This is a genomic window from Marinospirillum alkalitolerans, assembly GCF_045055655.1.
Lineage (GTDB): Bacteria > Pseudomonadota > Gammaproteobacteria > Pseudomonadales > Halomonadaceae > Marinospirillum > Marinospirillum alkalitolerans.
This window is the reverse complement of record NZ_JBANFI010000008.1, coordinates 1-13,642: the sequence shown is the minus strand read 5'-3', so window position 1 is coordinate 13,642 and position 13,642 is coordinate 1. Positions and strand designations below refer to the sequence as shown.

Here is a 13,642-nt window from a genome sequence, read left to right as displayed (position 1 = left end):
CGACTCCACGGCTTTTAAAGGCTCAACTGAATGACGGGTAGGAAGGGCATCGAATCAATACTCCTGCGGCTGCATGTCGTGGCTAGGCTCCACCGCAGGCTTGACCTCAGCTTCATCAAGAATCGAAGCACTCACCAGGCCATCAGCGATTTCGCGCAGTGCGACGACGGTCGCCTTATCATTTTCCCAGGGGATTTGTGGATCTTGTCCGCCCAGCGTCAGCTGACGCGCACGTTTGGTGGCAACCATCACCAACTCAAAACGGTTTTCAACGTGATCCAAACAATCTTCAACAGTGACACGAGCCATGAGTGAGCACCTGACTTTAAACTAAATAATGAAAGAGAAGGGTTATTGTACGGAGCTAGCCGCAGCGCAACAAGGGGCGCAGACGGTTTTCACACCGACCCTGACGGAATTCTTAGATCTTTTTTTGCTGCAATGCAACCTCAGGAACCTCTGATCAACGTCATGCGCGCAGGCGAAGTGGATCGAAAAAGCAGAGTTGACTCTGAGTCCATGAGCCTTGTACGGTCAATTTCAATCCAACATCGCCAAGCGCAAACCCTCAGACAGGCGGATGATTCAAGATGCTGAGGCCAGCAAGTTGGTCAAACGCGCTTGCTGTACCCTTGCCTGACGCTCACGCGTGAGACGCTGAGCTTGAAAAATCGCGCTCAGATCGGCCAGCGCCTGATCAAAGTCATCATTAATGACCAGATAATCAAACTCGGCCCAATGACTCATCTCGCTCTGCGCCTGCGCCATCCGCCCTGCAATGACTTCAGCGGAATCTTGACCACGCTGAGTCAAACGCTGCTGCAGGGCTTCTAAAGAAGGTGGCAGAATAAAAATGCTCAGTGCTTGCGGCATTTTTTGTCTGACCTGCTGCGCGCCTTGCCAATCTATCTCAAGAATGACATCCACACCCGCAGCCAAACGGGCCTCAACGCTCTGTTGGCTGGTGCCATAGAAGTTGCCAAACACCTCGGCCCATTCAAAAAAAACATCTTCAGCGATCAGCTGCTGAAAAGCAGCCGGTGTGGTGAAATGATAATTCACGCCATCAACCTCACCGGGACGAGGCGCACGCGTGGTATGAGAAACCGAGACTTCAAGCTGATGAAGATGGCGCAGCAGGGCTGCAACCAGACTGGTTTTGCCAGCCCCAGAGGGCGCAGCAACGATATAGAGTTGACCTTGCGACATGGATCAATCCTCGCAAAACGCAGCATTCTACTCTGCCTCAACCCTGTTCGCCATCTTTTCACTGGAGAAAGCCGGCACCGCTTTTTGCTTGCGTCGTATCGAGCCTACGTTATAATTTTTGACTATAGAAAAAAAGATATTCAGTGAAAGGATCTATAGATAAACCCTATCGACTTGTTAAAATGAATTCACTTCCCTCTGTCATCAGAGGCCAGTAGTATGAATCCTGTACTGAGAATCCAAGTTGTTTCAACCCACACACCAAGGAGACTTATCTCATGGGTATCGTTAACTCTGAAATCAAACCTTTTAAAGCCACTGCCTTCAAACAAGGCGAGTTCGTTGAAATCTCTGAAGCCGATGTCAAAGGCAAGTGGTCTGTCTTCTTCTTCTACCCAGCTGACTTTACTTTTGTGTGCCCTACTGAGCTGGGCGACGTTGCTGACAAGTACGAAGAACTGCAAAAGCTGGGCGTAGAAGTCTTCTCTGTTTCTACAGACACCCACTTCACCCACAAGGCTTGGCACGACAGCTCTGAAACCATTGGTAAGATCAACTATTACATGGTTGGCGACCAAACTGGCACCATCACCAACAACTTCGGTGTGATGCGTGAAGGCCAAGGCCTGGCAGACCGCGCGACCTTCATCATCGACCCACAGGGCGTGATCCAAGCGGTTGAAATCACTGCTGAAGGTATCGGCCGTGATGCAGAAGACCTGCTGCGCAAAATCAAAGCGGCTCAGTATGTTGCTGCTCACCCAGGTGAAGTCTGCCCAGCAAAATGGAAAGAAGGTGAAGCAACACTCAAGCCTTCTTTGGATCTGGTTGGCAAAATCTAAGGCCTTCCTGTGTGCCAGCGGCTCCCCTCGCTGGCCATCCACTCAACTGGGTGCAACTGCGCCCAGTTGGGTCGCCAACTGAGCTTGGCCAACCTGATGCGTGTTCAGCCAGATTCTTGATCGTGATCCACCCTTGACCCGAGTCCAAGGTTCATCAGTCTTCTTTATTTATCATGACTGCTGAATCAGGCTGACATTTTACTTTTTAGATTCGATTTTACTAATACATAAAGGACACAGATTATGTTGGACACAGATTTGAAAGCTCAGCTGGGCACTTACTTACAAATGATCGCACAGCCTATCGAGTTGCATATTGCGGCTGATGATCAACCTAAATCTCAAGAATTATTGACGCTGGCGCAAGAAATTGCCGCCATGTCAGACAAGATCACCTTAAAAGAAGTGAGTGCAGAGCGCACCCCAAGCCTGGCCATCGGTCCTCAGGCAACAGCACCGCGCGTCAGCTTTGCCGGTATTCCCATGGGCCACGAATTCACCTCTTTGGTACTGGCACTTCTGCAAGCAGGCGGCCATCCTTCTAAGGCTGATCCCGCATTGCTGGAGCAGATCCGCCAGCTGCCAGGCGAGTATCACTTTGAGACCTATATTTCTCTCTCTTGCCAGAACTGCCCGGATGTTGTGCAGGCACTAAACCTGATGGCCACACTCAACCCAGGCATCCACCATGTGATGATTGATGGCGCTCTGTTCCAGCAGGAAGTCGAAGAGAAAAACATCATGGCCGTGCCTTCGGTCTACCTGAATGGCCAGCCCTTTGGTCAGGGACGCATGACCCTAGCTGAAATCGTCAACAAGTTGGATACCGGTGCTGCTGAGCGTCAAGCCGCCGCGTTGAATGAAAAAGAACCCTATGAAGTGCTGGTGATCGGTGGTGGTCCAGCCGGAGCCTCAGCCGCTATTTACACTGCCCGTAAAGGCATTCGTACCGGTGTCGTGGCCGAGCGTTTTGGTGGCCAGGTCATGGATACGGTCGGGATTGAGAACTTTATCTCTGTGCCCTATACCGAAGGCCCCAAGCTGGTCGCGCACTTAGAGCAGCATGTCAAAGAATATGATGTTGATGTGATCACCGAGCAACAGGTGACTGGCGTTAAGAAGGCTGAACTGATTGAAGTCACTCTTGCCAGTGGCGCGACACTCAAAAGCCGCAGCGTGATTCTGGCAACGGGAGCCCGCTGGCGTGAGATGAATGTGCCCGGTGAGCAGGAATATCGCGGCAAGGGCGTGGCCTACTGCCCACACTGTGATGGCCCACTGTTTAAAGGCAAGAAGGTCGCCGTCATCGGTGGTGGTAACTCAGGTATAGAAGCCGCGATTGATCTCGCTGGGATCGTTCAGCAGGTAACCGTGCTGGAGTTTTCTGACACGCTGCGCGCGGATGCTGTTCTGGTGCGTAAGGCCGAATCTATGCCGAACATCACCATCATCAAGCAGGCCATGACGACAGAAGTTCTGGGTGAAGATGGCAAGGTTGTCGGCTTGAAGTACAAGGATCGCCAGAAGGATGAAACCCATGTGGTGGATGTGGCAGGGATCTTTGTTCAGATCGGGTTGGTGCCCAACAGTGAATTCCTGCGCGATACGCTGGAACTGACTGAGCGCGGCGAGATTGTTATTGATAGCCACGGCAGCACCTCGATGCCTGGCGTCTTTGCAGCGGGCGATGTGACCAACACCCCCTATAAGCAAATTATTATTGCGATGGGATCAGGTGCCACAGCCGGTTTAGGGGCTTTTGATTACCTGATTCGGAACTAGGCTCGTTGCCCTGCACCCCACACGAGTGTAGGGCCAAACAGGCACATGATGATGAGGATGTGCTCTTTTGGCTGCCCAACTTGGGCAGCCTTTTTTGCTATTTTCAAGCCAAAAAAAGTAAATATCACTGGCAGCGCAATAGGAGCAAGAAATCTTTACGTTCGCTGCCTAGCTATTCCAGTTGGATCTGCTAGCATAGCTGGCTCACAATCCTTATTGAGACGATTTTTGCTGCGCCATGTCTGCTTCTGCCTACACCACTGCGTTTAAAACCTCCTTACCGGTGCTCTTTGGTTATCTTCCACTTGGCGCGGCCTTTGGCGTGGTCTTTGCCACCTCACTGGACTTTGCTTGGTGGATTGCACCCTTGATGGGACTGGTGATCTACGCCGGTGCAGGACAGCTGCTGGCAGTCAGCCTGCTGATGACGCAGACGGGCCTACTGGAAGTTTTTCTGGCGATGTTTTTACTCAATATTCGCCATCTTTTTTATGGGCTCTCGCTGCTACAGGCTTTTGAAGGCGCAGGCTGGCGTAAAGCCTATCTGATTTTTGGTCTGACCGATGAAACCTATTCACTGCTGACGGCGCGCCCGCGCAGCAAGGATAGGGCAGCGGAACAACAGCAGGATTTTTTGATCACCCTGTACAATCAGCTCTACTGGATTGCGGGCTGCGCGCTAGGCGCCTGGCTCGCCCATACACTGATTTTTGACGCGTCAGGGATCGAGTTTGCCTTGGTCGCGCTCTTTATTATTCTCTGTATCGAGCAGTATCTCAGCCTGCAAACTCGGTTTCCGATCTGGGCCGGGCTGGCCGCAGGGATCAGCGTCACCTTATTGATCCCGAGCAGCCAACAGCTGGTCGTGGCCTTAGGGCTCACTTTAGTGGCCCTGTTGTGGCAGTATCCCAGCCGTCGCCATCTTTATACGCCCCAAGTGAATGTATCTCAGGTAGATACAGCTCAGGTAGATACCGTCACAGCGTCTGATCGCCACACTCAAGGAGACCAGCATGAGCCCTGAGTCTTGGTACCTGCTCAGCTTTATTGCTGTCACAGCGGTCGCCACCCTGCTGACGCGCTGCCTGCCGTTTTTGCTGCTCGGCCGTCTTAGTCAGCAACCGTTTATTCTGCATCTTGGGCGCTATCTGCCAGCAGGGATTATGGCCATCTTAGCCAGCAGCTTTTTGCTCCAGTCGAGTGATTGGCAGCTGCCCCTATGGGGATTCGATGCCTTGATTCCGGCCCTACTGGTCATCATCTTCCACTTGTGGAAACGGCAAGCGCTGCTCTCGATGCTGGTTGGCACGCTTTCGTATATGCTACTGCAACACAGCGCCAGCCTGTTTGCTCTCTAAACCACGATCGCTTCACCTTCATTAAGCTGCACCGCCTTCTTCATGCTGAGGATGGCGCACAATTCAAGCCACGGAACTAGAAGGCTTCTCGTTTTATTTCTCAATTAGGTCATTGGTATGTCTCTTGGTCACACTTCTCGTTCTTCATCTTTAATTTGGATGCTGGCAGCACTGATTGCCATTGGCCCGCTTGCTGTCGATGCTTATTTGCCCGCCATGCCGGATATGGCGCGCGATCTCAACACCAGCATTCATCATGTTGAGTTCAGTCTGAGCTTCTTTCTGATTGCCTTTGGTCTGGGCCAACTGATCGGCGGCCCCTTGTCCGATCAATTTGGCCGCCGCACAACGATCAGCTGGGGGCTGGCAATGTTCTCGCTCGGGAGCCTGCTCGCTATTTTTACACCCAGTATCGAAATCCTCTGGTTAGCGCGCTTGCTGCAAGCCTTGGGTGGCGGCCTCGGTGTCGTGAATACCATGGGGGTGATTCGTGATCTCTATTCAGGCAAGGAGAGCACCCGCGCCTTATCCAGAGTCATCTCGATTATGATGGCGGCTCCGTTACTGGCACCCTTTCTTGGCAGCGGATTACTCCTGATCAGCAACTGGCGCAGTATTTTTGTTTTTCTGCTCGCTTATGCACTGTTGCTGCTGTTGGTTTTACTGCGCGCGCTACCTGAGACCCGCCGGGCCAGTGCCAAGAGCGTGGAACAGGGATTTCATCCCTTCAAGCGCTATGGCTCTGTGATGCGTCATCCGATGGCGCTTGGCTACCTGTTTTCAACTGCCTTCAGCCAGGCTGGGATGTTTGCGTTTATTACCGGCGCAGCCTTGATTTATATGGAGTATTACGGTGCCAGCGCCCAGGTCTTCCCTATTCTGTTTGGGATGAATATTCTGACTCTGATGCTGTTTAATCGGGTCAACCTCTGGCTACTCAATCACCGCGAACCCATTACTATTTTGCGTGGCGGGCAAGCGCTTCAGCTCACGATAGGCGCACTGCTAGCCGCTTGTTTTGCTATCTTTGATCTGCCGCTCTATGCCGTAGTGGCCGGCATCATGCTGTTTATTGGCCTGCATGGCCTGATCATGTCGAATGGTATCTCAAGCGCTGTGGATTATTTTCCTGAAAGCGCCGCCACGGCCAGTGCCCTGATGACAGCCAGCGGCTTTATGATCGGCGCTCTTGCAGGCGGTTTAGTCGGGCTACTGGGCGATGGCTCCCCTCTGCCGACTCTGGTCGTCATGGCTTGCTGCCCCCTGCTCGGTATACTGCTGCGCCGCCTCTGCCATGCCTTTGCACGCCCGCACCATCTGGCTCCAGAGACACAAGAAGAAGCAACAAACAGCAACAGATAGAGGGTGCTTGGCTCTTCACCCCTCTGCTATACTGGTGTTTTACATTGAATCTCATTTGGATTCTACTGATGCGCCTTTTATTGCTTTCCGATTATGCTGCCCTCAGCGGTGCACTGGATCAGGCAGCCCAGCGCTACCCTGGGATCGATTTCTGCCAGCGCAGCCCCCAAACTCAGTTGCTGACACTGCCTGATTTTGATTTTCTGCTGCTCGCGCCGCTTGCAGAGCAGGCTGAGGTTGGGCAGCAGCTCCAGCCACAACAGCTGCAGTACTGGCTCAAGAACCTGCCTGAGCTGCTTGATCTGTGCCGCTCACGCGATGCCGGCCTGCTCTTGATCAGCTCAGACTGTGTTTTTGCTGACCAGCAACAGGGAATTGCTGAGCTGGACCCTCCGGCGGCAGAAGATCCGCTGGCGCAAGAGCTGATGCAGCTCGAAACTCAGGTCGCTCAGCTTGAACAACACCTGATTCTGCGCCTAACGCCTCTTTTGAGTACAGATCCGCAAGGCGGTCTTGCTCAGCTGGTCGCGCGTTGCCGCCAACACCAAGCACCCGATAATGTAGATTATCGCGGGCTGGTTCCTTTGGATGATCTCGCGCGAGTGGTGCTTGGCATGCTGCTTCAGGTCGATGCTGGGGCGCAGGTCAGTGGCCTCTATCACTACACCGCGACCGAGCCTGTTAGTCAAACTGAACTGATGCATACTTTGGCGCGTTTGCTGAACACCGAGGCCTACCCCGCCGATCTATCCGGCACCAGCCGCCTTGGCATGAATACGCAACATATTATGGATCACTTTGGTATCCACCCTCGCGCTTGGCGGGCCACCCTGCCTGAGCTACTGGAGCAGCTGCATGTCTAAACCTCGTCCTTTAGGTAGCCTTCTTTTTTATGCCGGATACTTTGGTGCACTGCTGCTGCTGGGTGCCCCCTTGGCGCTGATTTCCATCCCCTTTCCGTTGCGTCAGCGTTTTGCGATCCTGAACATCTATAATCGCTTTATTTTGTTCTGGCTGCGTATTACCTGCAGCATCGAATATCGCTTTTCAGGCGTTGAAAGCCTGCCCGATGGCAGCTTTGTGATGATTGCCAACCATCAAAGCGAGTGGGAAACCATTATCCTTCATACCTTGAAGCCCCCCTTGTGTACGGTACTCAAACAAGAGCTGCTCAACATCCCGATTTTTGGCTGGGGACTGCGCTTGATTAAACCGATTCCTCTTGATCGCAGCCAACCCGCCAAGATGCTCAAAAAGGTACTTAAAGTTGGTGGTGAACGCCTTGATGAAGGTCTTTCGGTGCTGATTTTTCCAGAAGGAACCCGCGTACCTCCCGGACAGAAAAAGCCCTTCAGTAAAAGTGCGGCGATGCTGGCTTGCCGCGCCGGCGTGCCTTTGGTTCCTGTCGCCCATAATGCCGGTGAGCATTGGAACCCTAAAACCTGGATCAAGAACTCAGGGGTACTCAGCCTGCGCGTTGGCCCTGCGATTCCTACTGTTGGACGAAGGGCTGATGAGGTGATTGAAGAAGCCCAAAACTGGATTGAAGCGCAGCTAGCTGAGATTTCAGCTGTGCCCCGCCCTCAGGAAGACAAGGCCCAACCGACCCAGCGCGAGACAAAAACAGAAGTGGCCAACTAGTTCGCAAATCTGCCTTCTGCACAGCAGCGCCCCATTAAAAAACCCAGCCGAAGCTGGGTTTTTTAATATAGAACATCAAGCCATCGCTAGGGTTCATCAGTCCTGATAGCGCTGGAACACCAAGCAGGCATTCGTGCCACCAAAGCCAAAGCTATTAGACAGCACCCGATTCAGCTTGACCTGCTCACGCGCTTGGCCGGTCACGATATCCAAGCCAGCGGCACCTTCATCCAATTGCTCTACATTGGCTGAAGCGGCAATAAAGTCATGCTGCATCATTAACAGTGAATAGATGGCTTCTTGCACACCTGTTGCACCTAAAGAATGTCCTGTTAAAGACTTGGTCGAACTCATCGCTGGGCAGGCCTCACCAAATACCTGCTGGATTGCTTTCAGTTCTGCCGTATCACCTACCGGCGTAGAGGTACCATGGGTGTTGATATAATCCACACCGCCTTCCAAACCCTGTAAAGCCTGCTGCATACAACGCACAGCGCCTTCACCAGAGGGAGCGACCATGTCATAGCCATCTGAGGTGGCACCATAACCGACGAGCTCACCATAAATCTTGGCACCACGCGCCTTGGCATGCTCCAGCTCTTCAAGCACCAGCATCCCGCCGCCACCGGCGATGACAAAGCCATCACGCGCCTGATCATAAGGACGCGAGGCCAGCTCAGGCGTCGCATTATAGCTAGTAGAAAGCGCGCCCATCGCATCAAACAAGCAAGACAGTGTCCAGTGTTCTTCTTCACCGCCACCCGCGAAAACAATATCCTGCTTGCCCAGCTGGATCATCTCCATCGCATTGCCAATGCAGTGCGCCGAGGTCGCGCAGGCTGAGGAGATCGAATAGTTCACCCCTTTAATTTTAAAGGGTGTGGCAAGACAGGCAGAGACAGTGCTGCCCATAGTGCGCGTAACACGGTAAGGACCGACACGACGCAGACCTTTTTCACGCATCACATCAGCGGCTTCAACCTGATTCGCCGACGAAGCACCACCTGAGCCAGCAATTAAACCTGTACGTGGATGAGAAACCTGCTCTTCGGTGAGGCCAGCATCTTCGATGGCCTGCTGCATAGAAAGATAAGCATAGGCAGCTGCATCACCCATAAAGCGCTTGTGCTTACGATCAACCAGCGCATCCAGATCCAGATCGATGCTACCAGCAACATGGCTACGAAAGCCCAAATCGGCATATTCCTGCTTGAATCGAATACCAGAGCGTCCTGTACGCAGTGCTTCGAGTACCTGCTGCTGATCAGCACCAAGACAAGAAACAATACCTAGGCCTGTGACGACGACTCGCTTCATACACTGATCCTCTTTTAAAATCCGCTCGTGCTTGTAAATAATCCAACACGCAGATCCTTCGCCTCATAAATCTTACGACCATCCACTTCCATGACGCCGTCAGCAATGCCGAGCACCAGCTTGCGATTCATTGTCCGCTTGATATCAATACGGTAGGTCACCAGCTTGGCTTCTGGCAGCACCTGACCAGTGAATTTGACTTCACCGCTACCCAAAGCACGACCTCGGCCTGGATTGCCCTGCCAGCCAAGATAGAAGCCGACCAGCTGCCACATGGCATCAAGACCAAGGCAGCCAGGCATCACTGGATCGCCAGGAAAGTGGCAGTCAAAGAACCACAGATCAGGCTGGATATCCAGCTCAGCAATGATTTGGCCCTTGCCATAAGCACCGCCATCACTATCAATACGAACAATACGATCCAACATCAGCATATTCGGCATAGGCAACTGTGCATTGCCTGGGCCAAAGAGTTCGCCACGCCCGCAGGCCAGAAGTTCATCACGCGTATAAGAGCTTTGTGGTATCACAGGGGTTTCCCTTGTTGTTTGTGTTGAGTCCATGAAACATGGGTATAGATTTTATTATGGATCTCTAGTTTACTGCCTTCGCCTGTGCTTTGCATCCTTCGCTCTCTCCAGCCCCTATCCAGTTCAGGCACCAGCCACAACTCAGCTTCATAGAATCAGCCAGTTGCAATACTTAACCGACATCCAGCAGCACGAACTGCTAAAATAGAAAGTTCATCTATCGACCTGCTTTCTTCTGGCCTACATATATCATGAAGACGAATCTCCCGGTGACTGATCAGGAAGTCTCCCTAAGCGCTCAGGATAGGCTTGTTTCTACTACAGATCTGAAAGGCATCACGCGCTATGCGAATGCTGATTTTCAGCGCATCAGCGGTTTTAGCGATGCCGATCTTATTGGCCATAATCACAATGTGGTGCGCCACCCTGATATGCCGCCTCTGGCTTTTGCCGACCTCTGGGCCAGGCTCAAAAAAGGCGAGTCCTGGATGGGCGTGGTCAAAAATCGCTGTAAAAATGGCGATTACTACTGGGTTGATGCGTTTATCTCACCCATTTTTGAAGGGAAACAACACGTCGGCTATCAATCGGTTCGTGTGAAACCCAATAAGCATTTAATTGATCGTGCTCAAGCCAGTTATCAAGCCATCAATAGCGGACAGCAAAAAGCGCCCAAAAAACGCTGGTCTGTTTATGGGTTGCTGCTAGGGCTGATCCTGGCGCAGATTCTGTCCACACTGGGCATTCTTTATCTTGTTGATGACAGAAGTTTTGCAGGCCTGCTTGCCGGTGTTGTGGGCCTGAGCATTCTGGGTGCCGCTGCCTATTTTTTGAATCCACTAAAGAATATCTACCGTGCCGCACTCAGCGTGGTGGATAACCCCGTCACGCAACAGGTTTATGCTGGCAAGATGAATGAGTTTGGTGCACTGGAGCTGGCGTTACGCATGCAGCAGGCTCAGCTACGCACTGTTGTTGGACGAATAGAAGACGCCACCCAGGCTCTCGATGAAGTGGCCCAGAGCGCTGATTCGACCTTTACTCAAGCAGAAGAGGGCGTCAAAGAGCAAGAAGAACGCCTTGATGTACTGGCCAGCATGACCGAGCAGCTCTCAAGCAGTATCCATCATGTTGATCAACACATGCAGGATATCAAGCAGGCCAGCACGCAGATGCAGCAGGAAATCCAGCAAGGAGAAGTCAGCATTCAACAAAGTGTTGCTTCCGTGCAGACGATGGCCGAGCGTTATACCCGCGCTGTGACGCGTATCGAGAGCCTAGAAGAAGATGCCGCTTCCATCAGTGACAGCCTGCAAGCCATCCGTGAAATTGCAGATCAGACCAACCTGCTGGCTCTGAATGCTGCGATAGAGGCCGCCCGTGCTGGGGAGTCTGGCCGAGGTTTTGCTGTGGTCGCCGATGCAGTGCGTCAGCTGGCCACCAACACGCAGGATGTCACGGCAACCATCAGTGAGCGCATTGAAGCGATTCAATCCAGTATCAGCGGTGCAACGGCTGAGCTGTTGGCCAGTCAGGCGGATACCCAGCGCAGCGTGACACAAATCGAGCAGGCAGGCGCGGTATTACTAGAACTGACTCAGGTCGCCACTGAACTCCAGCTGGCCAGCCAACAAACAGCTGCCGCGATGTCGCAACAAAGCCAGGCAGGCGATGTGTTGGTCGATACACTCCATCAATTGCAAAAGCTCACTGAGCAGAATCGGCAGCAGGCCGAGCTCAGCGCACAAAGTGCGGATCACCTGACGGACCAGATACATCAGATGCATTCTCTTGCGCGTACTTTTGGTCACAGGTAATTTTTTATGCCAGAACTTCTGGTTGCCAGTTTTTTACTGCTGTCGATTGTCCTCGGTTTAGTCGCTAGTCTGCTTCTGCAACGCACGCGTTATCAAACGCAGAAGAATACGCTGAAGCTGATGAAAGAGGTTTTTGATCACACCCATGACGGGGTGACCATTACCGATCCGAATGGCAAGATCATCGCCGTCAACCGCACTTTTACTCAGGTCACTGGCTATAGCGAAGCCGAGGTACTGGGCCAGAACCCCCGTATTCTGAGCTCAGGCTATCATGATGCCGCCTTCTATGAAGCCTACTGGCAAAGTTTGTTACGTGATGGCGTTTGGCAGGGCGAAATCTGGAATCGGCGCAAGGATGGCGAAGTCTACCTCGAATGGCTCACCTGTAAGGTCCTCAAGGATACGCATGGGCGAATCAGCCATTATGTCGCTATTTTTACTGATATCACCGAACATCGCCGCCAAGAAGCCCGTCTAGAAAAGGCCACCGACTATGACCGCCTCACCGGTCTGCCCAATACAGGGCTATTTTTGCGCAGCCTAGCCAAACAGCCCCCAAGCAGCCAAAACTACTGGTGTCTGGTGCTAATTGATATCGATAATTTCCGCCTAGTGAATGCCAGCTACGGCTTTAGCGTGGGTGATCAACTACTGGCCAATATGGCCAAGCGCCTGCGGGATATCTGCCCTGGTGTCATCGCACGCCATTCAGCCGATGTTTTTATTTGGGGCATTCCGCTAGAAGCCACTGAAGAAGATACAGGCTATTTGCAGCAGATTCACGATGCGCGCCAAAGCCTGGCTCGCCCCTTCTCGATCAAGGGCCGTTTGATGGAATTCAACTTCTCGATGGGCGCGACCCTGTGGACAGAAGAAACGCTGAGCGTCAGTCGTGCACTGCAAGAAGCCGAGCTGGCACTCCATGCCGCTAAAAGTCGAGGCGCAGGTCAGCTGCGTTTTTACTCAGAAGATTTGAAAGAAGCCGAGAATCCACTGATTCTGCTACAAGCCCTGCGCGATGCCTTGGCAGCCCAGCAGTTGAGCCTCCACTATCAGCCACTGGTCTGTGCAGCAAGCGGTAAAATCCATGCGTTTGAAGTGCTGATGCGTTGGCAGCATCCCACACTCGGGGCGATTTCTCCCGCTCAGTTTATTCCGCTGGCAGAACGTCATGGTTTGATGGAGCAGCTCGGTCAATGGACGCTGGATCAAAGCTTGCAACAGTATGCTGCTTGGGAAAAAGAAGGCATCGCCCCTGCTCGCATCGCGGTCAATGTGTCTCCACTGGAGTTTGCCGCAGAGGGCTTTGTTGAGCAGGTCTCGGCTAAGCTCAAAAGGCATCAACTCTCGCCCCATTGCCTTGAATTAGAGTTAACAGAAGGGGTCTTTGTCCAAAGAGATGAGTCGACGCTAGAGCGGCTCGATCAACTGGCCAAAATGGGCATCCGGCTCGCGATTGATGATTTTGGCACGGGCTATTCATCACTTGCCTATCTCAAGCACCTGCCAGTCAATCAGCTCAAGCTCGACCGCTCTTTTATTCAAGGCTTGCCGCATCACAAGGCAGATCAGGCGATTGTCGAATCAACCCTAGCACTGTGCAAAGGCCTGAAAATGCAGGTGGTCGCAGAAGGCGTCGAAAAGAGCGAGCAGGCTGACTATCTGCGTGAACAAGGGTGCGACCTGCTACAAGGTTTTTATTTTGGTCGCCCCCAAAATGCAGTCGAGACCACACAGCTCTTGCGGCAGCACCGCGTGAGCACCACTCAAGCCCGATCTGC

General features: G+C 52.7%; 13 protein-coding genes. 9 read left to right on the top strand and 4 right to left on the bottom strand.

Features of this window, described 5'->3' with window-relative positions; translation table 11 throughout:
- Positions 1-54: 54 nt before the first annotated feature.
- Both rpoZ and gmk read right to left on the bottom strand, forming a co-directional pair.
- A complete protein-coding gene (rpoZ, locus tag V6U78_RS11605; protein ID WP_405340972.1) occupies positions 55-309 on the bottom strand; it encodes a DNA-directed RNA polymerase subunit omega in 255 nt (84 codons plus the stop codon).
- Positions 310-585: 276 nt separating this feature from the next.
- Complete coding sequence (gmk, locus tag V6U78_RS11600) at positions 586-1,209, bottom strand: guanylate kinase (protein ID WP_405340969.1); 624 nt, start codon at positions 1,207-1,209, stop codon at positions 586-588.
- Between the two features lie 284 nt (positions 1,210-1,493).
- On the opposite strand from gmk, the gene ahpC reads away from it, so the two are divergent.
- The 7 genes from ahpC (at position 1,494) to V6U78_RS11565 (ending at position 8,194) form a co-directional block, all read left to right on the top strand.
- Entirely contained in the window at positions 1,494-2,051 is a 558-nt protein-coding gene (gene ahpC / locus V6U78_RS11595; RefSeq protein ID WP_452312090.1) for an alkyl hydroperoxide reductase subunit C, read from the top strand.
- A 243-nt stretch (positions 2,052-2,294) separates the two neighbouring features.
- Positions 2,295-3,833 (top strand): alkyl hydroperoxide reductase subunit F, encoded by a 1,539-nt coding sequence (gene ahpF / locus V6U78_RS11590; protein WP_405340963.1) that lies wholly within the window; start codon positions 2,295-2,297, stop codon positions 3,831-3,833.
- 238 nt (positions 3,834-4,071) lie between these two features.
- Positions 4,072-4,857 (top strand): AzlC family ABC transporter permease, encoded by a 786-nt coding sequence (locus V6U78_RS11585; RefSeq protein ID WP_405340960.1) that lies wholly within the window; start codon positions 4,072-4,074, stop codon positions 4,855-4,857.
- Entirely contained in the window at positions 4,847-5,191 is a 345-nt protein-coding gene (locus tag V6U78_RS11580) for a branched-chain amino acid transporter permease (RefSeq protein WP_405340957.1), read from the top strand. Before V6U78_RS11585 ends, V6U78_RS11580 begins: the two co-directional genes overlap by 11 nt.
- A gap of 117 nt (positions 5,192-5,308) precedes the next feature.
- Positions 5,309-6,553, top strand: a complete 1,245-nt coding sequence (locus tag V6U78_RS11575; RefSeq protein ID WP_405340954.1) for a multidrug effflux MFS transporter — start codon at positions 5,309-5,311, stop codon at positions 6,551-6,553.
- A 68-nt stretch (positions 6,554-6,621) separates the two neighbouring features.
- Positions 6,622-7,416 (top strand): sugar nucleotide-binding protein, encoded by a 795-nt coding sequence (locus tag V6U78_RS11570; RefSeq protein ID WP_405340951.1) that lies wholly within the window; start codon positions 6,622-6,624, stop codon positions 7,414-7,416.
- Entirely contained in the window at positions 7,409-8,194 is a 786-nt protein-coding gene (locus V6U78_RS11565) for a lysophospholipid acyltransferase family protein (RefSeq protein WP_405340948.1), read from the top strand. The genes V6U78_RS11570 and V6U78_RS11565 overlap by 8 nt, the downstream gene beginning before the upstream one ends.
- 96 nt (positions 8,195-8,290) lie before the next feature.
- Here the strand turns inward: V6U78_RS11565 and fabB are convergent, their stop codons facing one another.
- Together fabB and fabA are read right to left on the bottom strand one after the other, a co-directional pair.
- Positions 8,291-9,511: a beta-ketoacyl-ACP synthase I gene (gene fabB, locus V6U78_RS11560; RefSeq protein ID WP_405340945.1), complete on the bottom strand. Its 1,221-nt coding sequence runs from the start codon at positions 9,509-9,511 to the stop codon at positions 8,291-8,293.
- A gap of 14 nt (positions 9,512-9,525) precedes the next feature.
- Entirely contained in the window at positions 9,526-10,074 is a 549-nt protein-coding gene (gene fabA, locus V6U78_RS11555; protein ID WP_405340942.1) for a 3-hydroxyacyl-[acyl-carrier-protein] dehydratase FabA, read from the bottom strand.
- Between the two features lie 218 nt (positions 10,075-10,292).
- Between fabA and V6U78_RS11550 the strand changes: the two genes are divergently transcribed.
- The gene (locus tag V6U78_RS11550; protein ID WP_405340939.1) at positions 10,293-11,858 is read left to right on the top strand and encodes a methyl-accepting chemotaxis protein; all 1,566 of its coding nucleotides are present in this window, start codon (positions 10,293-10,295) and stop codon (positions 11,856-11,858) included.
- A gap of 6 nt (positions 11,859-11,864) precedes the next feature.
- The coding region (locus V6U78_RS11545; RefSeq protein ID WP_405340937.1) for a putative bifunctional diguanylate cyclase/phosphodiesterase at positions 11,865-13,642 on the top strand (1,778 nt) is incomplete at its 3' end.